Origin of the sequence: Rathayibacter sp. AY1C9, from assembly GCF_002932315.1 — a bacterium.
GTDB lineage: Bacteria > Actinomycetota > Actinomycetes > Actinomycetales > Microbacteriaceae > Rathayibacter.
This window is the reverse complement of record NZ_PSVZ01000012.1, coordinates 38,654-64,724: the sequence shown is the minus strand read 5'-3', so window position 1 is coordinate 64,724 and position 26,071 is coordinate 38,654. Positions and strand designations below refer to the sequence as shown.

The following is a 26,071-nucleotide window of genomic DNA, read 5'->3' as shown; positions in this document are numbered from 1 at the left end:
GACGAGAGGGGTGTCGGCGGGGAGGCATCAGCAGCCTCCGGCGGTGGTGACGGCCGGCTGGGCGACGGCGGTCGAGGCGGCGGACGCGACTCCGAGCCAGCGCTGCAGGTCCGGGCGGACCCGCCACTGGTAGCTGCGGCCCTCACCGACCCGGTCGTCGGTGAAGCTCGTCGCGGAGGCGGCGGGTGCCGCGATCACGATCCAGGGGCCGGGCGTCGTCCCCGCGAGGCGGCGCTCGAGGGTCCAGCCGGTCGCTCCAGCGGCGGCCGACCAGCTCACGAGGGTGCTCGGCCGACCGGCCGTGCAGCTCGCGACAGGCGTGGCGACCACGGAGGAGCTGGTCCAGGCGCCGAGCCCGACCGCTCCGCTCGTGCTGCCGGTGCCGGAGAAGCCGCGCCGGACGAGGGGAGCGGGATCGACCCACACCGTGATCGTGCCACCCGCCGTGAGCGCGCCGTCCGTGACCGTGTACGCGATCGTCGCGCTCCCGGTCCAGCCGTCGGCCGCGGGCGTGTAGGTGCACGTGGATCCGGAGCAGGAGAAGGTGCCGCGCAGCCCGGCCGGGACGCTCGTGCCCGCCAGGGCGAGGGTCGTGCCCGGGTCCTCGTCGGTGTCGTTCGCGAGCGGAGCGACGGTGACGGCGGGGCCGCCGGTGGTCGCGACCACGCGGTCGGGTCGGGCGACCGGCGCGCGGTTCAGCGCGGTGACGGTGACCGTGACCCGCACGTTCCAGGTGCCGTACTGGCCCGAGAGGGAGTAGTCGAAGACGTCGGTGCCGACGAAGGCGGCGATCGGGCGGTAGGTGCACTGGCCGCGGGTCGCTCCGCTCGCGACGCAGGAGACGGACCCCTGCACGGGAGTGGCGGGGGCGGGGGTCGCCGCGCCTCCGATCGCCTTCGGGGTCGCCGAGAGCTGCGCGCGCGAGAAGGTCGCTCCGGTCGCGGCGGGCCCGTCGTTCGCGAGCACGTCGATCACCACCGATCCGCCCTGCACGACCGTCGCGGCGTCGGCCGCCGGATCGGGGATCACCGAGATGCTCACCGAGGCCGTGCGGGTGAACGCCCCGCCGGTCGGGCCGGTCGCCGTCGCCGTGGCGGTGTTGGCGATCGTGCCGGCGGTGACGTCGGCGGCGGTGGTCGTGTAGGCGGCGGTCGCGGTGACGACCTGGCCGGGCAGCAGGCGTCCGGAAGTGCCCGGCCAGGAGTAGGTGAGAGCGGAGAGCCCGCTCTTGGGGTCGCTGATCGCGACCGCGGTGAGGGTGGTGGTGCCGGTGTTGGTCGCGCGGAAGGTGTAGGTCACCACGGTGCCGGCGGCGCTGATGAAGGCGGGGTTCGCGGTCTTGGTGAGCGCGAGGTCGTTCGTGCGGGCGATCGTCACCGTCCGCGAGGCGGTGGCCGTGACGGCGGCGCCCGTCGGAGGGGTGCCGGTCGCGGTCGCGGTGTTGAGGACCTGGCCCGCGTCGACGTCGGCCTGCGTGAGCGTGTACGACGCGGTCGCGGTGACCGTCTGGCCGATCTCGAGGCGCCCGGCGGTCCCCGGCCAGGAGTAGGCGAGCGCGGAGAGCCCGCTCTTGGGGTCGGTGACCGCGACGGCGCTCAGCCCGGTGTTGCCGGTGTTGGTGGCGGTGAAGCTGTAGGAGACGGTCGAGCCCACGGCGGCGCCGGTCGGGATCGTGCCGTTCTTCGTCAGCGAGATCGAGGGCGCGTAGCGGATCGGCGTGGTGGCCGTGGAGGTCGCGGTGATCGTGACGGGCGAGGCCGCGAGCGTGCGCCCGGAGACGGTCGCCGTGTTGACGAGCGACGTGTTCTTGTCGATGTCGGTCTGAAGGACCGTGTACGGCGCCGACGTGAAGGTCGCGCTCGCTCCGGGGGCGAGTTGAGTCGAGGCGGGCGTGATGCCGGTGACCTTCGGGTCGGCGACGGCGACCGTCTGCAGCGTGACGTTGCCGGAGTTGAGGGCGAGGAAGGAGTAGCGGATCTGCTCGCCCGCGTCGGCCTGGGCGTTGCCGTTCGTGTCGGTGAGCAGGGCGGTCTTGGTGAGGGTCAGAGCGGGAGCCGGGGCGGCGATGGGGGCGGTGACGGTGGCGGTCTTGCTGGTGACGGGGGTCGTCGTCACGACGTTCGAGATCGTCTCCGTCTTCGTCGCTGCAGCGGTCGCCGTGTTGACGAACGAGCCGGCCACCGCTTCGGCGGCCGTGACCGTATGGGATCCCGTGCAGATGGTGGAGGCGAGCGGGAGCAGGGTCGTCGTCGGACAGGAGATGCTCGCGGCCTTCGGGTCCGTGACGACGATCCCGGTGAGCGTGCCCCGGATGGATCCGTTCGTGACGACGAACTGGTAGGGGATGACGGATCCCTCGGCGTAGGCGACGGGCTGCGTGGTGGTGCGGTCGATCTGCTTGACCAGAGTGATGTCGTCGAGAGTGTTGATGGACGAGACGGAGACGTTGCGGACGAGGTGGGTGTCGTTCGATCCACCAGTGGACGCCGTGAAGCCGAGCTTGTAGGTCGAGGGCGCTGCGGTCGGCATCGTGAACTGCATCAGCTGATCGAGCTGCCCGGCGGGCAGACCCGCTGTCCCTCCCCAGTAGACCGTGACGACGGGAGTGGCGGCAGCCGAGACCATGATCCGCATCGTGCGCCCGTAGGACGCGGGCGGAGCGCCCGTCGATGTCGTGGCCGTCGTGCGGACCGACGTCAGCAGGGGAGGCGAGGCCGACTGGAGGAAGCAGTATCCGCTCTTGGCCTGCCCGGGTCCGCGCGCCACGATCTTGTTCGCCGTGAGGAGCGCCGACCCGGAGTTCGAGGGGCAGTCGGAGCCGAGGCCGAGGGTAGGCGCGGCGGGGGGCCTGGCCGAGAAGTTCCCGAAGGCGTCGATTCCGATCCCGAGGTAGCCGCCGTTCACCCCGTCGACGGTCGCCGACTGGCCGTAGCCGAGCGATCCGCCCGGAGCTCCCGCCGCGGTGAGGGACTTCGAGCCGTCGGTGAGGAAGAAGCCGATGCCGTCGGCCCCGGTCAGCGAGCTTCCGTACTGGTACTGGTCGAACTGGACGTCGATGCCGCCCGCGGCAGGAATGGGCCGGTTGAAGACCGCGCCGCCCTTGGCGTCGTTGCGGGCATCGGTGAGCTGGAGGAAGCCCGGACTCGTCGCGGCGACGGGGGCTTGAGTCCGGTTGGCGCAGACGCCGAGGTTCGAGGACCCGGCCGGGGGTGCGGTCGTCGCCCGGGTGATGCAGCCCCCGTCGAGCGCCTGCCACGCCGAGTCCGCGACGCTGGTGCCGCCGAACCCCTCCTGGAGCAGGACCGTGGCCGCCGCGGCCCTCGACGCGGGCAGGACCACGAGGACGGCGGCGAGCAGGAGCAGGACGAGGCCGAGGGCGATCGAGCGGTCGTGGCTCGGCCGGGCATGCGCGTTCGACACGGATCGACCTCCCCCCGGGGCGCCTCGCCGGGCCTTCCGGATGGAGCGGGATCACGATAGGTCGCGGCTCGGAGGCGCCCTGTCCCCCTGAGACGGGACGTGGGCGGCGGACGACGGGCCCCCGATTCGGTGGGCACGCAGAAGGGGGAGAGCGAGCGCTGAACCAGCGCTCAGGTGGTGTCCAGAAAGCGCGACCTATCCGGGGGTCCCCTGCGAGAGCGTTGACGTGCGCACGGCACTCGCGCCGGGCTCAGGGCGGCCTGGATCCGTGCCGGCCCCGCGGGACCCCGGAGTTCCGCCACCGACACGATGCGGTTCCGCTCCCGTGGCGGGCATCTCCGGAGCAGTGGCGCGAGATAGCGCTCTCACCAGGACCTTCTCCGGATCGCTCCGCTGCTCGACGCCAGGTGGGAGCGCCGCCGCGGGTGTCCCTGAAGCGGGTCTGGTGGTCGCGCGGCGGACGCGGGAGGATACACTCGCGCCTGCCCGCCCGCACGGTCCCCCGAAGGACCGCACCGCGCCCCCTCCACGGTGGTCCGATCCGGACCGCAGCACCCCCCTCACACCTTCCGGTCAGGCTCCGCCGACCGAGCAGCCCTCTCCACGTCGGGATCCCATGTCCTCTCCTGCGCGCCACAGCCGCCGTCTCGTCCTCACCGGAGCCGCCCTCGGCGTCGGATCCGCCTTCGCCTACGCGATGACCGCGTCCGCGGCGCCCGACTACAGCGTGATCCCGCCGCTGCCCAACGAGCTCGGGCGCAGCGACACGGCGATCTCGCGCGTGGGGAAGAAGCCGTACCAGATCATCGACGTGATGATCGGCACCGACCGCGCGCGGCTCTTCGTCCCGCACACCGCGGTCCCCTCGCAGCGCATCGGCCGGGTCGTCTACTGGTACTACCACGCCAACGGGAGCACCTACGCGGCCCTGTCCGGCGCCTACCAGTACAGCGCCGACCAGGCCGTCGACAAGGGCGTCATCTCGATCTGCCCGAACTACGGCGGCAGCATCTACACGAACAAGCGGGCCGTCGCCATGCAGGTGGACGCGGTCGCCTGGTTCCAGAAGACGTGGCGGATCGGGGCGAGCTTCCTCCGCTCGAACTCCGGCGGTGGCGCACTGCTCTGCTGGGCGTACGGCAACAAGCTGGTCCCCGAGATCCGCGGCGCGTACCACGCGGCCGGCGTCTACGACATGGCCGACATGGCCCGCCGCGATCCGGGGCGCGTCCTGCCGGACTACGACAACGACCCCTCGACGATCCCGGCGACCGACCCCGCGCTGCTGCCGCAGGCCTCGTGGGCGGGGGCGCGGATCCGCACGACCGGCTCGACCGAGGACGTCCTCGTCCCCATCGCCGTGCACGGAGGGGCGTGGGTCGCGCTCGCGAAGCCTGTCGCGAAGGAGGCGGTGGTCCTCTACACGCCGACCGAGGGCGCTCCGAACGGCCACAACGTGCCGAGCCTGACGAACAAGGACATGCTCGACACGTTCGACCGCTGGCTCGCAGAGCAGCCGGTCGTTCCGCTGCCCGACGAGCCCGCCTCGTCGATCCCGGGCGAGGGCACGTACCAGAACTCCTCGCCGCTCATCACGACGGCGGGCACCTGGAGCACGATCTCCTCCTCCGCCGACAGCGGTGGGAGCATCAGCTACTCCAGCTCGGCCGGAGCGTCCGCGAGCTTCCGCTTCTCGGGCACGGGCGTCAGCTGGGTGAGCCGGATGACGGCGACCTCCGGCATCAACGAGGTGCTGCTCGACGGCGTCCTCGTCGCCACCGTCGACCGCTACAGCCCCACGACCCGCTCGGGTCAGACGGTCTGGACGAGCGGGCCGATCGCCGCCGGCACCCACACGGTCACGATCCGCCGCGGGACGACGCGCAACCCGGCGTCCACCGGATCCACGCTGATCCTCGACGCCTTCGTCGTGACCGCGGGGACCGTCTCCACGTCGACGCCCACCCCCACCGCGACGGCGTCTCCGACCAGCACGCCGACGCCCACCGACACGCCCACTCCGACCGAGACCCCGACGGCCACGTCCACGCCCACCCCGACCTCGACGCTGCCGGCGGCGGGGACGTACCAGAACGGAGCCGCCGTCATCGCGACGGTCGGCACCTGGGCGACGCTCTCGAGCACCGCCGACAGCGGCGGCAGCATCTCGTACTCCAGCACCTCCACGGCCTCGGCGACCCTCCGCTTCCGGGGCACGAAGGTCAGCTGGGTGAGCCGGATCACCCCGACCTCGGGCATCAACGAGGTCCTGATCGACGGCGTGCTCGTCGCCTCCGTCGACCGCTACAGCGCCACGAACCGCTCGGCCCGCACCGTGTTCACCAGCAGCACCCTCAGCGCCGGCGAGCACACCATCACCATCCGCCGCGGCAGCAAGCGCAACGCCGCCTCCACGGGCAACTCGCTGATCCTGGACGCCTTCGTCGTCGTGTGAGCCGCTCGGGCACCCGAGCCGCCCGCGTGATTCCGGACAGAGGACGCGGGCGGGCTCGGGTGGTCGGGTGGTCGGGTGTCCGGGGGTCCTTGGAGGGGCACTTGTCTCTGAGGCGCTCGCTCGGCGCCCACTGCGCTGAGTCGCCCGGGAATGCAGTTGTTTCAGCGTTCTCGGGACCAACTCGGGCACCTCAGCGGGCTTCGCGCGAGGAGGCCCGTGCGAGCATGCGGGGATGAGAACGCTGATCCTCGGAGGCACGGGCTGGCTCGGCGGGCATGTCGCGGCGGAGGCGCTGCGGCGCGGCCACGACGTGACCTGCCTCGTGCGCGGGACGGCCGTGCCCGCGGGGGCGTCCCTCGTCCGGGCCGACCGCGACCGCGACGACGCCCTCGACGCCGTGGCTGCGGCGTCGTGGGACGCGGTGATCGACGTCTCCTCGACCCCGCAGCACGTCCGCCGATCCGTCCGCGACCTGCGCTGCAGCGCCTACGTCCTCGTCTCGACCACGAGCGTCTACGCCGAGAACGCGGTCGTCGGTGCGGACGAGGACGCCGAGCTGCTCGCTCCCTCCGACGACCCCGCCTCGTACGGCGCCGCGAAGGCCGCCTGCGAGCAGGCCGTGCTGGCCGGATCCGCGCCGTCCCTGATCGCGCGCCGGCCTGATCGGCGGCCCCGGCGACCCCACGAGCCGCTCCTCCTACTGGCGGGCAACAACTTCCCCGACGCGGGGTCGCTGACGTTATGAGCATCTACCCGCCGGAGCGTGATGTGCTGGAGGCGGCGCAGTGGGAGCGTTTCACCGCGGGCGACGCCGTGCCGGTGCGTTGTTGGCCCGAGCACTGCGTCACTGCCAGACGCTCGTCCTACTCCCACTCACTAACGTTCGAACCTCCACTGCTGCGCCACGGATCAAGGATCACCCGGACCGCTCCAGAGACGCCCGAACCTGCCAACAAACACCACTTTCGCTGTCCTCTAGGCTGCGAACCATGGGATTCTCAGTGCGCCTAGTACCCGGCGTCCGGGTGCGCGTGTCGAGCCGCGGGGTGAGGACAAGCCTCGGTCCGCGCGCCGCGCGGCTCCACCTGGGCGCAGGGGCACCGGGGTTCTCCACCGGTATCGGACCGGTGACGTACTCCACCAGCCTCGGCGTTGCTCGTCGCACCTCCAGCGGCTCGGTCACCCGGTCCGTAGAAGCCGCAAGCAGAGCAGAAGCAGCAGAACAGCTCATCGAGGTCTACAAGCGCATCGACAACCTGCACCGGCAGGAATTCCCACCAGCGACGAGGCCGCTGGCTCCACCGCTGGATGAGATCAACGAGGTAGAGATCTGGAATCTCCACCGAGCGGCACATCTTCAGGGTGTTAGCTGGTTCGCCCGCGACCATCGGCGCCAGGCTCTTGCAAACGCAGAGGCGGATGCTCGGCAGGAGATTGACTGGCACCGATGGCAGCTGGCGACACAACAGGAAGATGCGCAAGCTGTGCTCGACAGGGAGTGGCAATCACTTGTCGACAACCAGCCGGAAGTCGTAATGTCGGCACTGGCCGCCGCTTTTGAGGACAACGACGCCGCCGCTGCTCCTCTGAGTGTCTCTGGCGGTGAAGCAACACTGGTCGTAATCGTGCCTGCTGCCGACGCGATGCCGCAGAGAAAGCCCGACCTTACACCCGCGGGACGACTTACAATCAAGACTCTGCCAAAAAAGGAAGCGGCGGACTGGCATAAGCACGCGGTAGCTGGATGTGTTCTTGTGACCGCTCGTGAGGCGTTTGCAGTTGCGCCCGGTTTGCGCTCGGTCCGATTCGTTGCCGTTGCGGTTGCTGATTCCGATTCTTACGGAAATCATATTCCACATGTACTGGTCGCGGCGAAAATAAATCGCGCCGCGGTCGATGGAGTTCAATGGGCAACGACGGATTCGATACAGGTGCTGAACGACACCTGCACGGACTTGCATGTTCGACAGGTCGGAGTGACGAAGGCGTTCATGCCGCTCGACTTGTCGGATGAGCCCGAACTTGCAGAGCTGCTGGAAGCAATACGTTACGACGACCTCGTCGATTAGCCCGATCGAAGGGCACCCCCGGTGACGCGTGTTTCGCTAAGCATGCCCCATGAACTAAGGAAAGAATATGTCCTCTCAGCCTCCGCCGCGGCCTCCAATCATTAGGTACGTTAGAGATGCTGGCACCGGCGATAAGTCGTTCCTGGTGACGTGGCTGTTCGCACTGCTCCTTGGCTGGTTCGGCGTCGACCGCTTCTACCTCGGCAAAACGGGAACCGCAATCCTGAAGTTGCTGACTTTCGGCGGCTTTGGGATATGGGTGCTCGTGGACCTAATTCTCGTGCTTGCCGGCGCTATGCGGGACAAGCGGGGTCTGCGCCTCCAAGGCTACGAGCGCCACAAGAAAATTGCTCTAATCGTCAGTGCGCTCGTCGTGCTCGTCGGTGTCTTCGCGAACGCCACAGGGGGCACAATTCAGGGCCGAGACGCAAGTGATGCCGGTCAAGTACCTGCAGTTTCGTCCGCTGCTCCTGGCTCCCCTACCGCAAGTCCGACACCGGCCTCCACTATCCCGGCAACGCCAGTCTCATCTCCTAGCGCAACCTTTGCCCCCGAATATTGGCCGCAGGAGGGTGAGGTTCGCGTTCCAATGTTGGTTGGTATGAGACTTAGCGAGGCTGAAAAGCTGGCAAATCGACTCCGGCTTGAGATCAACGCTGAGGACAAGCTCAACGAGCGGAGCATTTGGCGTAAATCTAACTGGACCGTCGTTTCCCAAGACATTTCACCTGGAACTAGTAAAAGCGAAGGTACTATCGTCAGCGTCAGGGCGTTGAAGACTGATGAAGCAGTCAGTGACGTGCAGGAAATGCTTGCAGCTGACCTTCACGCTGAAGAACGTATTTTCTCAGGGAAGATCACTGGACGCCCAGAGGCCGGTGACCTTTCCACGTTGAGGGTAGACGGGGCCACCGTGACCCTGGATCTCATCGAACCGGTCGCTCAAGCCTGTCAGCCCACTCAGAACGGTGTCGAACAAGCTCGGCAGGAAATGGAAATGGCTCTCCCGATCGGGCAGGAAGTACTGGTTGTCATGAGCGAGCCGCACAGGAGTGAAGGGTTCATTCATCGGCTCAACGGCGGCAATGGTGCGGCCAGTGTCGCACCGCCGGGTGGATCGATAAACGAAGAACTAGTCAGAACAGGCTGGTGGCGCCCAAGTGCCTCGAGCATGGAGGGGGGCGTGGGCAAGAATGGTGTAGGCGATGACACTGTGGCTTACATCGATTATGTGCCGCGAGCGTCCATAGCCGATGGAGCCCGACCGTACGCGCGACTCATAGCGCAAGCAGGCAACTCCGTGGCCGCCAATTACATCGGCACTGTAGGAGAATGTCGTCGTGCGCTCGAGATCGAGGTGGCACAGGAAATTGACGCCTGGCGCGAACGAGAAGCGGAATTTGACAGGCGAGCGGCGGAAGCAGAAGAGGAGCGTGAGAACAACTATCGATTTTGCCGAGACGGCGATGGTGATGGGTTCTGTAACGAAGGTTGATCGGTCGGTAACGGTGCCGTCGCTGTCAAGAGTCGCGAGGGCCAGGGGCAGCACGAGGTCCGACTGAGAGTACGCGACAGTAATGTTGCGGTACTTCTGAAGTGTACCCGCGGTCAATAACAGCGGTCGTGCGTAACACCAGCTTCTGCGCGCATCCATCTGACGCGTTCGCCATCCACGGCGCGGAGGAACCCATGCATCAGAGAATCTGACCGTGGATACCCCTACCTTCAAGCAGCGGTTCGAACCGCTGAGGCCCTGTTAGCCATTCAATCGGACCTTAGTTAATCCGTCTCAAACTCATTGGTTGTGAACTTCAAGGTGGTGGCATTTTCACGGACGGTGCGAAGCTGCTGCTCGGAGAAGCCGTCAGTGTGAATGGCGTCGATCGAGAGCGAAATTGTCATATTTGCGCCGGATGCGGCAAGGTGTGCGAGGACCTCGGTGGCAATTTTGGCAAAATCTGCTGAATAGCGTTCGGCGCTGATCGGCGCGCTGCCGACGTATCGCGTTACCACGGTCCTTTTCGTGGGTAGGACCGTCGTCGCATTCCCTGGTACAGCGGAGGGGGCTGCGCCCGAGATGGACGCATCTGCGTTTGACTCGTCCATGCCGCTGCCAGCGATCGCGGCTGTATCCTCGACGCGTTGCGCTTCGGCGAGTGCTGGCGTCACTATCAGAGTGGCATCGGTGACGGGCGCGCGTCCGGTGTCGCCGGGTAGCCAGAGCCCGCTGTAGCGGCCGGTGGTTTCGTCGTATCGGTCGGCGAGGGCGAAGCTTTCGGTCTGCCAGAGCAGCGGCTGATTGTCGATGGCGTCGATGAGAACGTCGCGGGAGCGCAGGCGCGGCATGTACGGATATTGCGCATACAGGCTCCACAAGTCGCCGATAGCGACGTGGCCGGACGACCAGGCGGCGGGCACCTTCGTATCGAGCGCGAGGCGGATCGAGCGGGCAGCGTGCTGGGTGGAGTATGCACCTGCGTTGCCGAGCTTTTTCGCGACGCGCTCGGCAAGCGAACCTGTCTGCCCATCGGCCTTGACCTCTTCCAGCTCAAAGGGCGAGCCGGGGTCGGGAGCAACTGGGTTGAGCACCCACTGGTAAGTCAGGGCGAGCCGGTCGGTGACGGTCCGGCCGAACTGGTCGCGTTTGTCTGTGGCTTGCGCCAGTTGCTGCGGCGTGAGGTTCAACTCGTTCGACTTTTCGGCAATTTCTTTCCATGCCAGGAACGAGCGCGTTGCCTGGTCGAGTTCAGCCAGGCGTTCCTCGTCGGGCGCAAGGAAGACGTTCATGTTGCGGTTAGCGCGATTCGCGGTGCCACGTCGCTCGGTGGCCTGTTGGGCGAAGATGCGCGCGGGCGAGTCGGTCTTTCTGCGACGATGCGGGTAGCGCGGGTGCAGGATGACAAGCCTGGCTTGGTCGGTGTCAGGGATGTCGCCGGAATCAGTCGGGCCGACATGGACGCCCGCGAAGTCAGAGCGCGTGCGTTCCTCGCCGCGCAGTCGCTTCACTATCTCGGCCCACACGTCCTCAGGGTGCAGCGCGTCAGCGGCGTCCTTCGCGCGGCGGGTAATGTTCGCCTGAGTGTCGTACCAGTGCTTGCCCGCCGACGAGTAGTAGTAGGTCGTGCGGTCGCCGAGCTGGCCCAGTGCGGAGTGGAAGTTGCCGACGACATCGCCGGGCACGGCGGTTCCGATGAAGACTCTCTGGGTGTCAATGCCTTTGTGTGCGGTGCCGATGGTCGGAGCCGCACCGAAAAAGACCGTGCGGGCCAGGCGCCTGGTCACCGACCGCTGCCCGAGGACGGGCTTGTCGCTGTCAATGCGGGCGGGCTCGGAGTTTGCCCCGTCGACGTCGGCGTCGATGACTGCCTTCCATGAGTCCTGGAGGTATTGCGTCAGTTCCGCGTTAACGGATGCGACTGAAAGCGGGATCGAGCCGGGCAGGATGAGTGGCCCTTGATCTTCGCCGATCCAAAGCGCGTGAATAACAGCGTTCATCAACCGCAGAACGCCGCGGGTGCGCTGGAACCGCTCCAGCGAAGACCAGTCCTCGTAGAGCCGGTCGAACAGTTCTGGGTGAAGCGGGTAAGTTTGCTGGATACGTCGCCCATAGTGCGGGTCTCGGGCTTCTTTCGGGAACTCAGTGGCGTTCGCTTGGTAAAAATCAGTGAACGCTTTCGCGGTCGCGGCGATCTGCGCGAGCGCCGGCGCATCCTCCGACTCGAACAGCCGCTGCTTCACGATCCGGTACGCCTCATCGCTCGAGGCGGGACGCCACTGGTCAGCCACGCGGCGCACGACGTTCTGAAGGCGATTAAGTGCATCCAGGCCGTTTGAACCCCCGACTTCCTCAGCTGCGCCGGGGACCTCGCCGCTTCGGTCCCCGTCATGCGAAGCGGGAATCGAGATGGCCAGCATCACGCCAGGAATTGACTTCGTAGCCTCAGTCAGGGATTGCGCGAAAGTAAACTGCGTGTCGAACGTGCCGCCCGCGAGATCTTCGCGTCCGTAAAGCTGCCGGGCGTACGCGACCCACTCGTCGATCAGAATTACCGCGGGTGCATACCTCGACAGCAGCACATGCAGGTCGCCGCCGGGGTTGGTGCGCTTTTCATCGTGCTCGCGCACAATGTTATACGCCTCGCGTCCGCCGAGCTGCCACGCCAGCTCGCCCCACAACGTATTCACGCGGGTGCCGTCGTCCTTCGTCTCGCCCTGCGGCGCGAAATGATTGCCAACCAACGCGACCCGACCGGCAGTGATGCCTTCCGTCGGGTAGCCGTTCGCAGCCAGCAGCTCCTGCGCCTCTTGTGGGAACCGGTTAAGCGGCAGGCCGCCAGCCAGGTGCCACAGCACGAGCATTGAGTGGGATTTGCCCCCGCCGAAATTCGTCTGAAGATTAACCACAGGCGAGGCATTCGCATCCCCCGCCAGGCGCTTGACTGCGCGGCTGATCAGATCACGCAGACCCTCGGTGAGGTAAGTGCGGGCGAAGAACTGCGTCGGATCGGAATACTCTCCGCTCGTTGCGGCGGGATTGTGGGCGACTTTGTAAAGATCGGCGGCGAACTCGCTGGACTGAAAGCTGCCTGTCGCCACCTCGTTCCGCGGCTTCAGCACCTGTCGCCACGGGGCCAGCCCCGACGCTCCGGGCACAACTGTCGAGGACTTCAATGCGCGCGTGTCTTGCTTGCCCGTAGCGATCCTGCGCAGGTCGAGTCGGATCGCGTCGACCTTGTCGGCCGCGTACACCTGCCCCACTGAGGCCAGCAGCAGGCGGGCGTAGTCGAGCGCTCGCAGCGCTGCATCGTCATCAAATGAGGCGTTGTGTGCCCACTGGTTCCGCGTCTCCCGCAGAAGGCTCGCATACGCTTCGTGCTCGCGAGTGACGGTCCCCTTGAACGGATACCAGCCTTTCTTCACCCGACCCGTCAGCCCCTCGGTCAGCATTCGAAGCTGCACTGACGGGTCTTCTCGGCTGTATGCCTTGCCGGTGATGCCCTTTTCTTCGTCAGCGAGCTTGACCACCAGAGCCCAATCGGAATCACCGATCTGAGGTTCCAGCACCTCCGCGATGAACGGGTCGAGCGCCTCAGCAAGGATCTCGAACATCCGCCCCATGCGGTCACGGTTTGATGTCGCCATTAGAAGGCCTCCTGACGTCCCAGAATACCGGGGAGCTAGCTAAGGAAATGTGTTCAGCTGCCCCCGATGGCGTGTCGGACGACAATTCCGTCGACGGACGAAGCGCGGCGATGAGGAGCTGGTCTCGATCGTACCGACGGCACAGTGAGACGAACTCCTGGTAAGTCGCCGGCATCGACTCGTCTCTACGTCTTGGCATTACTCAGCAGCTACTCATCGAGCGCGTTAAAGTCGAGCTCGGGGGCGGTACTTAAGGGCATAGTCGTGCGCCCGGAGTCGAGCAGCTCAGACCAGGATGTGGCGATTCCGTTGAATGAGATGGCGTCTTTTGTCCAGCCGTTTTTCTCGGCCACCTGGAACAGCAAGTACGCCAGCTCCTTCACGAGGTCGAGGTCGACCGCGCCGTCGGACCGGCGGCTCGCATTCTGCAGGAACGCACCCGCGGCCGGAATTCCCCTGGTCTCCTGGATGCGAATTGTGTGCTGGAGCGCTTCCCACGAAGAGGTGTGCTGGTCAGCCGCAACGACGTAATCGCTGGGCAACTCGACGGGACTGTAGAGCTGCACCTTACCCGCGCGTGCGCTCAGAATGCCACCACGCTCCATCGCTGAAACCGCGGTGGCACGGGCGCGCGCCAAGTTTTCAGCATCACCGAACGCCCCTGCCTCGTAGCCGTTACTGCGATACCACGCGATGGCGAACCTGGTTGTCGAGTCGAAGTCACCCTCTTGCTCAGTCAGCAGTTCGTCCAGCACCCCGTTGATGCGGGCAAGTGCCGAACGTACCGACATTTCCGAGCCGTCTGACTCGATGACCTTTGTGTACCGTGAGAACACCGCCATGCCCGGCCCGATAGCCGACTGCGGGAGGTCGACAGGCGCGATCCCGCCTTCCTGCAACTCTCGCAGCGCTGGCCCAAGCTCCCGCTTCATCGCCGCAATAAAGCCGCGACGGTCGGTTACTGCCGCATCCATCGGCCGTGGGCGCAACGCCAGAACCACCGACGACGCGAGTGCGTTGGTGCCGGAGCCAATCATGCGGTTGGCAAGTTCGGTTCGAACTGGCCAGGTTGCCGTCACCACCCAACCGGCGCGAACCATGGACCCCAAGATGGTTTCCCATCCCGTAGATGCCTGGCCGCCGTCTTCAGTTTCAGATTGTTTGAATGCGTAGTAGACGGTGATCGGGTACTCGTCGGAGGCCGTCTGTCGAGCGTGAGAGAAAACGCTCTCGAAGCCGGTCTCAAAAAATGCTTTAGCACCATCCGTACCGCCGTGTCGGTAGGGGTTAGCAACCAGCTCCTCCGCCTTTGGGACAAGCACCGTCCCGAAGATTCCAGGGTGAATCGAACGCAAGGATCGTCGGAGCCATACATAGAAAAAGTCAGACAGCTCCGAGTAGCTGATGTTGTCGTAGTACGGGGGGTCGGTCGAGATGACAAACGAGTTCAATACTCGAGATGCTGCGTCTGCCTGGCGCGCTTCACCCGCCTTCCCCGCTGGCAGACGTTCGACGGCGTTGGCCACCTGGATCATGCTCTCGGCGAGGGTGCCGCTCGATTTTGCGAAGAAGTTGGCCTCCGCAAAATCCCACGCCATGGCAATAGCTTGTCGAGCGAAAATGCCACGCACCTGCTCCTTAGAAGGGCTGGAGTCCCACGTTGTTACCGCGGAGTTCCGATCACTAATTCGGTCTGCGGCCAAGCCGAGATACGTTGCAACCGCATCCGCATATCCTTCCGCTCCACTGCCGCCTGCTTCGAGACGGGAGCCATCAGCAATGCCAGTGGCCAACGCATCTGCAAGAACGCGCTCCCGGGCTTCTGACACAAGATCGCTAAACGTAGTGAGCGCCGTCAGCTGGCGATTGGTAAACAAAGAAAAGAACGTCGTCATGCCATAATTGGGCGTCTTGAAGTCCCGTGGGTTCGCGGCGAGCGTCCCTTCAGGTAGATCGCTGGGCTTGGCGACCTGAGCGGCGGTGCGAGCTACGTCGTCGGGTGCCAGGTAGATACGAGAACGGTGCCCTTCAGCGACCGTGGCAATGAGCACACGCCCGAGGCCCACGGCTTTGCCCCGTTCTCGAATGTACGAGAGCGACACGGCGGTCTTGCATGCGATACAGGTCGCCCCAGTCCTCCCGATGGTTCCGTCCTCGTTTGCGCTCGGACCTCGGTCGGCATCGTGACCAATATCGAAGTCGACCTTTCCGTCGACTACGTGAGGCACAACATATGCTTCTTTGCCCTTCTTTTTCCCAAGCCACCACGAGCGCGCAAGGGGCATTTCGATGCCGCAGGCTGGGTTCGGGCAGGTGACCGTGCGCGCCCAGATCCACGCAATGACGGTCGCTTCGCCACCGCCTGGAAGCTTTGCCTTTGGGTAAAGATGGCCAATGCGCTTCCGCGCCTCGTCACGCATCCACTCACCGTACCGTCGTACGTCTTCCGCGAGGCCTGTTGCCTTAGGCCATTCAGCGCGAGTACCCGCCGCGCCGGGAAACACCGGCTCGCGCCCGGAAAACTTTGGAGGGATTTCAATGAGAGCCTTGTTGATGAGCACGGCGACGGGGTTGAGGTCGCTTGCGTGTGCTTCCAGCCCGAGGCGCTGTGCCTCCAGCGGGATGGTGCCGCCGCCTGCGAAGGGGTCGAGGATCGCGGGCGGATTTCCGTTTGTGGACCTCATGATCTCGGCGCGTACGGCATCGAACAGGGCTTCGTTGCCCAGGTTGTCCCAATCGACCATGCGAGTGATGAGGTCGAACAGGCGCTCGCGCTCCTGTTTGATGCGGTGGCCAGCCCAACGTTCGGGGTCTTCGTGTCCCTTCTGCTGGGCCTCGGCGAGGAACTCCTCCTCGCGCACCGACGGGTCATCGACGAGCTGTGCGAACAGCACTGCTCGCGCTGTCGCCAGCGGTCGACGTGCCCACCACAAGTGCAGCGTGCTCGGATGCCCATAGCGGATCGACTTCTCGCGCGCCGACTGCTTGTTGATTTCGTCGAGCGGGATCGAGACCTCGATCAGCTTGCGCTTGGTTGTCACGTGATCCTTTCGATGCGCTCGCGCGCTTGGTGTACTCGACTTGGGAGTCTACCGGCGGGGTTAGAGACGACCGACATGGCCTGAGGCTGTGCGAGCTGCGGGTGGGTTTGCGGGAACGTCGCCTTAGAACGGTTCCCCGCCGCGTGCCCACCAGTCGTTCCAGGAGAGGTTTTGGGACACGACATCAAAGTCGGTGAGCCAAGCGGGTTCGACGCCCTTGAAGGCGTTGCCGATGTAATGCACTTGGTCGTGCTGGGGGCCGTGGGCGCTTACGCGCACAAGGGCGAGCCGGTGGTCAGGCGCAGCGTTGAGTGCGGTGAGCACCTCGGTACGGGTGATGGTGAACGTGGGGGACCCTTCGACGCGGGCCTTGACCTCGATGCGGATGCCTGCCCCTTCCGCAGATTGAGAGAGCACGTCGAAGCCGGGGTTATCGTGCGCCTGCTCTTCGGGCGAACGGCCCAGGGCGCGCTCGGCGGCGAGCACGGCGTCGACGCCCCGGCGTTCGATCGCCGCGCGGGCAAGGGCGCTTGCTGCCGCGTTGTTGGGCGCCCCAGGCTTGACGGTTGCGGGCATGATGAGAGCGATGGCGGTGATGCGCGGGGTGACAGGTGACATGGCGAGCTGCCGCTCGATGATCGCGAGCCGAGTTTCGCGGCGCTGTTCCAGCTCCTCGGCGCGGCGGCGAAGCGTTTCGGCGGAGTAGCGCACCTTTTTGCCGGCGGCGGCGTCCGCGTCGGTTTTCAGTGCCTCGGTGTACAGGCGGTTGACCTCGCGCGTTAGTCGGATGGCGACGCGCTCGCGGACGCGCTCGTACTCGTGCGTGCGACGGGTCGTTACGTCGGCAGCAAATACGGGGAGTTGCTCGGCAATCACCCAAGAGACGGCATCTTTCTCCCGCTGGGTGAGCCACGGCAGGCTCATGCCCGCGACGCGCAGTAGTTCGTCGGCGGAGGCGTGGTCAAGGTAGGGGGCGGTGCCGGCCTCGCGCACGATGCCGTCGGCGTCGACGAAGGAGTACCCGAATCGCTTGCTGACAGTCTGTCCGGTGGAATCGCGGACTTCGTTAAGCACGCCGACGAGCAGGGTCGGCTCGTTCACCGCGTCCGAGGTGAGCACAGTGCCGCGGTCGAGCACCGGGCCATAGTGGTCGATGACGAGCTGGAGCGTCGAGTCGTGCAACGGGTGGCCGGGAGCGAGCAGTTCGGCGCGGGCGGTGTCCTGCACGTCAATAGTCGCGGTGTCAAAGGTGATCCGCTCGTAGCGGCGTGCGACGGGTGCGCGCCCCGCGCGTTCACGAATGGTCGCGGGGACATGGGTGATCTCATAGCGGCCCTTCTCGCGTCGCTCGATGCGCCCGCCTGCCCGGTTGAAGGCCTCTAGGAAGGCATCGCGGATGAAGTGCGGCTGAAGGCGTTTGGCCCTCGCGTCCTCCATCTGGCGGCGTAGTACCTCCAATTCGAGGGGTGCGAGGGCTTCGCTCGCGAGGGCTTCATCGTTAAGCAGTTCTTGGAGCCCAGCGGAAACGCCTTCGTCGATGACCTCCCACATTTTCGCTTTCACGTCGGGCTGCTCGCCGTAGCGGATCGCGTCGCGCAGCACGCGGGAAAGCGACAAGTCGCCGAGCGAGGTGCCGAGCACATTGAAGATTTCGCCACCGTAGGCGGCGCGCTGTTCCTCAATTTTCTCGAGCAGGCGAATGAACACCTCGCCCTCGCGGGTGTCCTCGGCAACGAGGTTCCATAGGCGGCACACCTCGGTTTGCCCGATGCGATGAATTCGGCCGAACCGCTGCTCTATGCGGTTTGGGTTCCATGGCAGGTCGTAGTTGACCATCAGGTGCGCGGCCTGAAGGTTCAATCCCTCTCCGGCGGCGTCGGTAGCGACGAGGATCTGCACCTCGGGGTTCGACGTGAACTCGGCCGTGACTCGGCGGCGTTCGTAGCGGGGCACTGCGCCGTGGATGGAGACCACGGCCTCGCGTCTGCCAAGCAGCTGCGTGATGCGACGCTCCAGATAGTTCAGAGTGTCGCGGTGCTCGGTGAAAACGATGAGCTTGCGCGGCTTGCCCGCGGGTGTCGTGAGCACTTGGCTCTCGATCACTCCACGCAGTTCGCGCCATTTCACGTCCTGCTGCGAGTCCAGCAGCCTCCGCGCGTACTCGGTCAGTCTTCGAAGATCGGCGATTTCGGTCTCCAACTCGACTGCGGTGCGCGCTGCGGTCGCCGCGTCGACGAGTTCCTCCTCGGCCTCCTCCAACTCGGCGGCGTCGAGTTCGTCAGTGTCGAAGTGGCCGCTGGCTTGATCGTCACCAAGTAGGGATAGGAGGGCTTCGCGCGGCGGAGCTTCGAAAACGCCGTCGAGCAATTCGGTGCGGGTGCGTTCTAGCCGTTCGGTCCGCCGGCGCAGTGATTCGAAGATCGCCTCGGGGCTCGACGCGAGACGACGTTGGAGCACGGTGAGGGCGAAGCCCACCGTGTTTCTCCTTTTGCCCTCCAGTCGGTCGGCCAGGTTCATCCCGTTTCGGACGTACTCGGTGACCTCCTCGTAGAGGAACTGCTCGTCTGGCGACAGACGGTACGCAGCGGTCTCCGCGATTCGCTCGGGGAACAGCGGCCGCCCCTCAAAGGTAACCAGCTTTTCCTTCACCATGCGCCTCATCAGCCCATCGGCTGTGCCGGTTTGGGCGTGACGGTCACCGGGACCGGCGAAACGATCGCGGTCGAGCAGCGAGAGGAAGGTCTGGAAGTCCTCCTCCTTGCCGTTGTGCGGGGTCGCCGTCATCAGCAGGAAGTGCCGGGCGCGCTCGCTCAGAAGTTCGCCGAGCTGGAAACGCCTTGATGGCTTCAGCTCCCCGCTGAACCACGACGCGCTCATCCGGTGAGCCTCGTCCACAACGACCAGATCGAACTCTGCCTGCTCCACCTGTTCTAGCAGCACCTCGTTGCGGGCGAGCTGATCCATCCGCGCAATCAGCAGCCGCTTCTGTTCGAACACACTCTTGCCTGGTGCTGTGTTCTCCGCGCCGGGCGCGAGAATTTCGAACTCTAGGCCGAACTTCAGCGCGAGCTCATCTTGCCATTGCTCCACCAGCCCACCAGGGGCCACCACCAGGCAGGTGCGCACGTCGTCTCGAAGGATCAGCTCCTTGATGTAGAGCCCGGCCATGATCGTCTTGCCCGCGCCGGGGTCATCCGCCAGCAAGAACCGCAGTGGCGTGCGCGGCAGCAGTTCGCCGTACACCGCGCGGATCTGATGCGGCAACGGTTGCACGTCACTCGTTGCCACCGCGAGCATTGGGTCGTGCAAACCTGCGAGCATGATGCGCTGTGCCTCGGCCGCCAGGCGGAAGTCGCGCGGTTCGGCATCGAACGGACGGCCCGAATCCAGGTGCAGTGAGATCTTCGCCTCGTCGTCTCGAAACAGCACCACCTGGCCTAGTGCGCCGTTGTCGTCCCGATAGGTAACCTCGACCGCGTTTGAGCCATGCATCTGGGCCGCCAGCACAGTCACGGCGCGCCCAGGCACGATGCCGGCCAGTCGCGCAGTCGCGGTGAGGTCTTCTAAGAGCACGAGAGTCCTTTCGCGGCGGTTGAGCCTGGGGGTTTGGCGTGGACGAAATCACAGAGCTACGCGGCCGCGAACTCGACGTCGACTGGTGGTCAGGCAGACCAAGGTTGGCAGCTCTCGCACGCCCCTGTGTACACGAACCTGCGGAGCTGTCCCCAGCCTGCCCCGTCTGCTCGGCCGTCCTTTCGCGGTTAGCTTCTGTGGGCGCCGGAGGAGCCCTGTCGTGAGGCGCGCCTGCTCGCTACCAGCAACGGCTCGGCACCGGAAGTCGAACCGTCCCGCGGAGCAGCTTCCCGTCTACGTCTGCCAGGGCTGCGGATCCGCGACGCTCCCGTGCGTGGCTGTGGGCTGCGGCAACATGGCGGTGCGCGAGCGCGGCGCTCTGCGCGTCCCCCAGTTCTGCGCCGAGCACAAGCACGAGATCCCGGGCTTCGAGAAGGCCCAGGGGACCTTCGGCGAGCTGCACGACTACGAGGCCTTCCTCGAATACGAGAAGCCCGACCTCGACGCGACCTCCAAGATCATCGTGGGCGGCATCGCTGTCCTCGCGATGGCGGCGCCGGTCGCTCTCCTCGCCGCTCCCGCCATCGGCGGCGCGATCGGCTCGCTCGGCGTCTTCGGCGGATTCACCGGCGCAGCGGCGAGCTCACACGGACTCGCGCTGCTCGGCGGCGGCACCCTCGCAGCGGGCGGGCTCGGCATGGCCGGCGGCACGGCGGTCGTGACGGCCGTCGGAGCGGCGGTGGGAGGTGTCCTCGGGGCATCGGTCGCGAACGCCTACCTGAGCGAGGACAAGTCGTTCCAGATCGAGCTGCTCCGTCCGGGAACGGGCGGCGTCCCCGTGGTCGTCGCTAACGGGTTCCTCACCGACGGTGAGGGAGACCGATGGGGCAAGTGGAAGTCGATCGTCGACTCCCGCTACCCGGACTCGCCCGTCTACCGCGTCCGATGGGGGTCGAAGGAGTTGCGGGATCTGACGGATCTCGCCCTGGGCGCAGCAGGCAAGGGCGTCGCCATGGGGCTGCTCAGAGGAGCGTGGTCTGGTGGGCTTCATCCCAGCGTCCAGCAAGCTGCAGAACATCGACGTCTCGGATCGTGTCCAGACGCACTTCGAGTATCAGGACAACGTCGAGCTCCACGACGCCGTCTGAGCGGTGCCGGGCGGGAGGTCGGTGACCTCTCGCCCGCGATCAGTCGATCCGCTGGTCCTTGGTCCATCCGCGCAGGACTCGCCGACGACCGCCGGCTCGGCCGTTCGGCCCTCGAGGGACGAGCGCTGTCCGAGCTAGCGCCCGTCCCCACCCAGCCGCTCACTCATCCCCGCGACCTCCTGCCACGCTCCGGTCGCCCGTTCCTCCGCCGTCGTTTCCCGCAGCAGCGCGATGAGCCGCTCCCGCAGCCGCAGCTCTGCGGCCGTCATCGCGCTCTCGTGCCCCCGCGCGAGGAGGTACGAGTGAGCGTCCGTCGCGAAGGCGGCGAGGGCGTCGAGGAAGATCTCGAGGACGCGTGCGGCCTCGCCGACGCGGGACGGATCGCGGGGCACCGGCAGCATCGGCACGAGCCGCAGCCTCCCCTGCCAGAGGCGCTCGTCGAGCGGGTCGGCGAAGAGGGTGAGCGCGGTCGCGAGCGTTCCCGAGGCGGAGGAGGGGAACGCGCGGCGGACGTCGTGGACGATCTCGTGGAAGTGGTCGTCGGTGAGGCCGAAGCCGACGAAGAGCAGGTGCCGGGTCGCGAGGGTGGCCTTCACGATCGAGGAGAGTGCGCGGCGGGAGGAGTCGAAGCCGAGGTAGTCGTCGCGGGTGAGGACGATCGAGGACGGGTCGTCGACGGTGCCGTGGAGCTTGAGCAGCCAGCGCTCGTGGTCGCCCTCGTGGTCGCCGGGGATGACGGCGCGGGGGACGCCCGCGTCCTCGGACGCCGTCTCGAAGAGGCGGTCGTAGTTGAGCGTGATGGCCTGCTCGGAGTCGATCGCGGTGAGGAGCGCCGGAGCGAGACCGTACCGCTCGAGGGATCCGATCTCACGGGCGACGGCCTCGGCGAACCGTCCGGGCTGCTCCTCGTCGAAGAGCGTCGCGAGGTAGGACGCCTGGTCGAGCACGTTCTTCCCGCTGAGGACCGCGGACGTCTCGGAGTCGAGCCCGATCTCGCGGCCGAGCTCCTCGAGCAGTCCGTCCCAGGAGGGGCCGCCGGCGCTGACGCTGGTCCCGGCGCCGAGGAAGGGCACGAGCCGGCGGCGCCGGGCGCGCTCGGCGAGGCTCTGCGCCTCCTCGAGGGCCGGAGCCTCCAGCTCGAGCCAGGACGTCGCGGGATCGAGTCGCCGCCTGGACTGGGCGAAGGCGTGGACGTCGGCGCGGAGGGTGACGATCGCGATGTCGACCTGGAACGCCTCGGCGGCCTCCCGCAGCACGCGGAGCTGCTGGGCGAGCACGGCGTCGCGGAGGGTCCCTGATCCGCCTCCCGCCGTCGCGAAGAGCGGCACGGCCAGGAGCGGCAGCGGCCGCCTCGTGCGCCGATCCCTCGTCGCCGTCCGCGCGGCGACCTCGACGAAGGCCCGGAGGCGGCGGGCGATGTCGGCGAGTCCTTCGCTGTCTTCGGCGTCGCGCACGGCGTGATCGGGGACGGCGGTGAGGACGGGAGTGGGCTCGCCGTCGCGCGGCGCGAGCGGCAGTGCCGCCTGTCGGCCGTCCGAGAACTCCGGAGTCAGCGCGGCGCGTGCGCGATCCTCCAGCTGCGGGACCCCGCGCCAGAAGTCGGTGAACGAGAGGAAGCGGTCCGTCGGCAGGAGCCACGCGTCGCAGGCGAAGTGGAGGAGGCTTCCGCGGGTGACGAAGAGATGAGGTCGAGGCACGGCCTCTTCCTATCAGCATCGCTGAGTCGCCCGGGAGGGCTCGTTCTCCGCATCGAGAACGAGCCCTCCCGGGCGACTCGGTGAGAGGGCCGGGAGTCACGCGAGCATCCGATGCCGACGCGAGGCCGGCGTCAGCGCCCCAGCACTCCCGCGTACACCACCAGGTACTCGTCGACCATCCGATCCACCGCGAAGCGGCGGCGCGCCGTCTCTCGCACGGCCGCGCGGTCGAGGAGCCCGACCCGCTCGACCGCGGCGACCGCCTCCTCCCGTGACGACACCGCGAACCCGGTGACGCCCTCGTCGATGATCTCGGCCATGGATCCGCGGCGGTACGCGATCACCGGCGTCCCGCACGCCATCGCCTCGACGACGGAGAGGCCGAACGGCTCGTCGAAGCCGATCGGATGCAGGAGCGCGAGCGCCCCGCCGAGCACGAGGGCGCGCTCCTCCGGCCCGACCGAGCCGCGGTAGACGACGCGAGTCCCGTCGACGAGCGGCTCGACCTCCTCGCGCCAGTAGCGCTCGTCCTGGACGATGCCGCAGATCACGAGTCGCCGCCCGGCCGCGGCGGCGATCCGGACCGCCTCCGCCGTGCCCTTGTCGGGGTGGATCCGGCCGAGGATCACGAGGTCCTCTCCTCCGGATCCGGCGGGGAAGCCGTCCACGTCGATCCCGTGGTGCACCGTCGCCGCGTAGTCGAGCTCGGGGGAGCGGTCGCTGTCCGAGATCGACACCAGGTGCTCGGTGCGCGGGTGCCGCAGCGCCTCGCGGTAGGCGGGCAGGATCTCGGGCCCGGAGAAGCCGTGCACCGTCGTCACCAGGAATACGGCCGCGGCGGCGTCGACGTCGACGCAGCGGCGGATCAGGAGGCCGGCGCCGCGAGTGGCGTCCTCGCGGCCGTGCCCGGCGGGGAGGACCTACTCGAGGAGGAAGGCGCGCCCGTTGATCAGCAGCGTGTCGCCGTCGGTCGCGGCGAGAACGCCGAATTCGTCGACGGAGCGGGTGGAGTCCCCGGCGGTGTCCGAGGTCGCGGCGACAGCGGGAGTGGCTGCGGCGGCGGTGAGGAGGAGCCCGCAGGCGAGTGCGGTGATCACGGTCGTGCGGTTCATCGGCGTCGTCCTTGGCGTCGTGGTGGGCCGCCTCTCGTGGAGGCGGCGGGAACTGGTTCCGAGCCTAGGGCGCCGAGCCCGTCAACGCCCTGGGTCGTTCCTTGGGTTCAGCTATGAAGTACCGTGCAGCCATGCCCTGGGGACGCCTCTACTTCGCCGTGCAGGCCCTCGGCGGCGCGGCCTGGTGGGTCGCCGTGGCGCTCGTCCCCGCCGTGCGGATCGCGACGCTCGGCAGCCTCGATCCCGTCCCTGTCGCGGCACTCGACCTCCCGCTGTTCGTCGGCGCCTCCGCTCTGGCCGCCACGGGCATCCGCTGGGCGGCCGTCACCGCGACGGCCTGGACGCTCCTCGTCGCGGTCGCCCTGGCCGTCTGGGCCACCCTGACGGGGGAGGCGGGCTGGGGCGTCGTCGCGATGATCGCCGCGGCGGGCGGCTCCGTCGTCGCGGCGTGCCTGCTCCTGCTCGGCCGGGTGCCCACGCGCTGGATCGCCTCCGGTCCCTTCTCCTTCCGGGTCGCGACCGCGGGCCGCCGACCCGGATCGCACCTCGCCGCGACCCTCGGGCAGATCGCGGTGTTCTGGGGTGGCGCGCTGGTCGTCGTCCCGCTGGTGATCGCCGCGCTGGAGGAGCGCTGGGGCGTGGGCCTCGGAGCGGCGCCGCCCGCGGTCGTCGGCGCCGGCGTCCTGCTGCTGGTCGCGGCGAGCGCGCTCGGGATCTGGTCGGGGCTCACGATGTCGCTCCTCGGCGACGGCACGCCGCTGCCGATCGCGATGACCAACCGGCTGGTGATCGCCGGGCCCTACCGCTGGGTCCGCAACCCGATGGCGGTCGCCGGCATCGTGCAGGGAGCGGCGGTCGGGCTGCTGCTCTCGTCGTGGCTGGTCGTGCTGTACGCACTCCTCGGCGCCGTCGTCTGGAACCAGGCCGTGCGCCCGCTGGAGGAGGCGGACCTCGCCGCCCGCTTCGGCGCCGACTTCGAGCGCTACCGCTCGCGCGTCCGCTGCTGGGTGCCCCGCCGCCCGGAGCCGCTGCCGCGCCGGGGGTAGCCGCTGCCGCAGTGCGGTCGTCGAGGCGTTCCGCTCACGCCGGGACACCGCCGCCAGGCCGGCGTCTCGCCGACGAGGGCGGTGTCTCGAGGTGCCGGACGCGCCTCTCGCGACGGCGACGCGCCTCGCCCGCCGACCCCGTCACTCCGCGGTGCGCCCGCGCCCCACCACCGCGGCGACCAGCCCCGCCGAGACCGCGGCCAGCGCGACCAGCACCCCGCCCACGCCGAGCGTCCCCGCCACGAGCGGAGTCGCGAGCGCCAGCGCGACACCGGGGAGCGCCAGGCGCGCGGGCATCGGCTGGTGCTCGCCGAGCGGCGCGTGCACCGCCCACAGGGTCAGGACGAAGACCGCGACCGGCACCGCGACGGCCGCGCCGATCACCGTGTCGGACGCCTCGAGGTGGCCCGCGGTCGCGGCGACGGCCGCCTCCAGCCCGGATCCCAGCGCCGCGAGGGCCGCGAACGCCGCGAAGTGCGCGTAGCCCCAGCGGTAGGAGAGGCCGCGCCGCCGCTCCAGCAGCTCGCCGGAGGGATGCGAGAACGACAGCCACCACAGCGCGAACACGATCACCAGCCCGCAGGCCGCGACCAGCACGAGCGAGGTGCTGACGCCCGCCTCCGTCACCGCCCGCTGCACGCCCATCACCGCCGCGAGGACGCCCTCGCCGAGCAGGATGATCGTGAACAGCCCGTACCGCTCGGCGACGTGGTGCGGATGCCAGTTCGCGTCGCCCGCCCGCTGCGCCCAGAGGGGCACGGCCAGCTCGCAGGCGACCAGGAGCAGGAAGCTCACCACCCCGACCTCCTCGGGCAGGAGCAGCCGCAGCAGCCAGCCGACCTGCACGATCGAGAAGCCGACGGCGTTGCGCACGGCGGAGGTGCGGTGCTCCGGAGTGGACACGGCGACGCGGATCCACTGGCTCACCAGCGCGAACCGCATGATCGCGTAGCCGATGGTGATCGCCCGGTAGTCGCCGTCCTCGAAGCCGGCCGGCACTCCCGCCGCGAGCACCAGGACGCCGCCCATCTGGGCGAGGGTCAGCAGCCGGTAGGGCACGTCGTCGGTGTCGTACCCGGAGGCGAACCAGGTGAAGTTCATCCACGCCCACCAGATGGCGAAGAACACCATGCCGAAGGGGAGGAGCCCCTCGGCGAGGTGCCCCTCCTCGGTGGCGTGTGCGAGCTGCTGGGCGATCTGCGCGATCGCGACGACGAAGGTCAGGTCGACGAGCAGCTCGAGCGGACTCGAGACGCGGTGCGCCTCGTCGATCGCGCGCGGCTGCATCCGCACGCGGAGGGGGTGCGCGGGGGAGGCGGGCATGCGCTCATCCTGCACCCGGAGGGCTTCTGCGCGAGTGCCGCGCCC

General features: G+C 67.5%; 13 protein-coding genes. 5 read left to right on the top strand and 8 right to left on the bottom strand.

Features of this window, described 5'->3' with window-relative positions:
• Positions 1-27: 27 nt before the first annotated feature.
• Positions 28-3,420, bottom strand: coding sequence for an Ig-like domain-containing protein (locus tag C5D09_RS10030; RefSeq protein WP_104269225.1), 3,393 nt, complete (start codon positions 3,418-3,420; stop codon positions 28-30).
• 616 nt (positions 3,421-4,036) lie between these two features.
• Here C5D09_RS10030 and C5D09_RS17515 point away from each other — a divergent pair.
• From C5D09_RS17515 to C5D09_RS10015, 4 genes are all read left to right on the top strand, one after another.
• Positions 4,037-5,875: a hypothetical protein gene (locus C5D09_RS17515; protein WP_181027253.1), complete on the top strand. Its 1,839-nt coding sequence runs from the start codon at positions 4,037-4,039 to the stop codon at positions 5,873-5,875.
• 232 nt (positions 5,876-6,107) lie between these two features.
• Positions 6,108-6,620 carry an NAD-dependent epimerase/dehydratase family protein gene (locus C5D09_RS10020; RefSeq protein WP_104269224.1) on the top strand — a complete coding sequence of 171 codons (513 nt, stop codon included), beginning with the start codon at positions 6,108-6,110 and terminating at the stop codon, positions 6,618-6,620.
• Between the two features lie 382 nt (positions 6,621-7,002).
• On the top strand, positions 7,003-7,944 hold the full coding sequence (locus tag C5D09_RS17145) for a hypothetical protein (RefSeq protein ID WP_146085353.1): 942 nt from the start codon (positions 7,003-7,005) through the stop codon (positions 7,942-7,944).
• Between the two features lie 145 nt (positions 7,945-8,089).
• A complete protein-coding gene (locus tag C5D09_RS10015) occupies positions 8,090-9,439 on the top strand; it encodes an NINE protein (RefSeq protein ID WP_374953807.1) in 1,350 nt (449 codons plus the stop codon).
• A gap of 284 nt (positions 9,440-9,723) precedes the next feature.
• Here C5D09_RS10015 and C5D09_RS10010 read toward each other — a convergent pair whose 3' ends face one another.
• The 6 genes from C5D09_RS10010 to C5D09_RS09985 form a co-directional block, all read right to left on the bottom strand.
• Complete coding sequence (locus C5D09_RS10010) at positions 9,724-13,062, bottom strand: Swt1 family HEPN domain-containing protein (RefSeq protein ID WP_258066970.1); 3,339 nt, start codon at positions 13,060-13,062, stop codon at positions 9,724-9,726.
• Between the two features lie 233 nt (positions 13,063-13,295).
• Positions 13,296-16,127 (bottom strand): DUF1156 domain-containing protein, encoded by a 2,832-nt coding sequence (locus C5D09_RS10005; protein WP_104269221.1) that lies wholly within the window; start codon positions 16,125-16,127, stop codon positions 13,296-13,298.
• 123 nt (positions 16,128-16,250) lie between these two features.
• Positions 16,251-19,700, bottom strand: coding sequence for a helicase-related protein (locus C5D09_RS10000; protein ID WP_104269220.1), 3,450 nt, complete (start codon positions 19,698-19,700; stop codon positions 16,251-16,253).
• A gap of 1,282 nt (positions 19,701-20,982) precedes the next feature.
• Positions 20,983-22,545: an SIR2 family protein gene (locus tag C5D09_RS09995; protein WP_104269219.1), complete on the bottom strand. Its 1,563-nt coding sequence runs from the start codon at positions 22,543-22,545 to the stop codon at positions 20,983-20,985.
• A gap of 131 nt (positions 22,546-22,676) precedes the next feature.
• Positions 22,677-23,366, bottom strand: coding sequence for a glycosyltransferase (locus C5D09_RS09990; RefSeq protein WP_258066969.1), 690 nt, complete (start codon positions 23,364-23,366; stop codon positions 22,677-22,679).
• 99 nt (positions 23,367-23,465) lie between these two features.
• Positions 23,466-23,657 (bottom strand): hypothetical protein, encoded by a 192-nt coding sequence (locus C5D09_RS09985; protein WP_104223384.1) that lies wholly within the window; start codon positions 23,655-23,657, stop codon positions 23,466-23,468.
• 131 nt (positions 23,658-23,788) lie between these two features.
• Here C5D09_RS09985 and C5D09_RS09980 point away from each other — a divergent pair, with 131 nt between their 5' ends.
• On the top strand, positions 23,789-24,703 hold the full coding sequence (locus C5D09_RS09980) for an isoprenylcysteine carboxylmethyltransferase family protein (RefSeq protein WP_104269218.1): 915 nt from the start codon (positions 23,789-23,791) through the stop codon (positions 24,701-24,703).
• Positions 24,704-24,844: 141 nt separating this feature from the next.
• Here C5D09_RS09980 and C5D09_RS09975 read toward each other — a convergent pair whose 3' ends face one another.
• A complete protein-coding gene (locus C5D09_RS09975) occupies positions 24,845-26,026 on the bottom strand; it encodes a low temperature requirement protein A (protein WP_219813064.1) in 1,182 nt (393 codons plus the stop codon).
• Positions 26,027-26,071 lie beyond the last annotated feature (45 nt).

Excerpts from the sequence above, each read along its gene's own strand:
- C5D09_RS10020 (WP_104269224.1), top strand. The coding sequence starts at position 6,108 with ATGAGAACGCTGATCCTCGGAGGCACGGGCTGGCTCGGCGGGCATGTC.
- C5D09_RS09985 (WP_104223384.1), bottom strand. The coding sequence starts at position 23,657 with ATGAACCGCACGACCGTGATCACCGCACTCGCCTGCGGGCTCCTCCTC.
- C5D09_RS09980 (WP_104269218.1), top strand. The coding sequence starts at position 23,789 with ATGCCCTGGGGACGCCTCTACTTCGCCGTGCAGGCCCTCGGCGGCGCG.
- C5D09_RS10010 (WP_258066970.1), bottom strand. The coding sequence starts at position 13,062 with ATGGGGCGGATGTTCGAGATCCTTGCTGAGGCGCTCGACCCGTTCATC.
- C5D09_RS09975 (WP_219813064.1), bottom strand. The coding sequence starts at position 26,026 with ATGCCCGCCTCCCCCGCGCACCCCCTCCGCGTGCGGATGCAGCCGCGC.
- C5D09_RS17515 (WP_181027253.1), top strand. The coding sequence starts at position 4,037 with ATGTCCTCTCCTGCGCGCCACAGCCGCCGTCTCGTCCTCACCGGAGCC.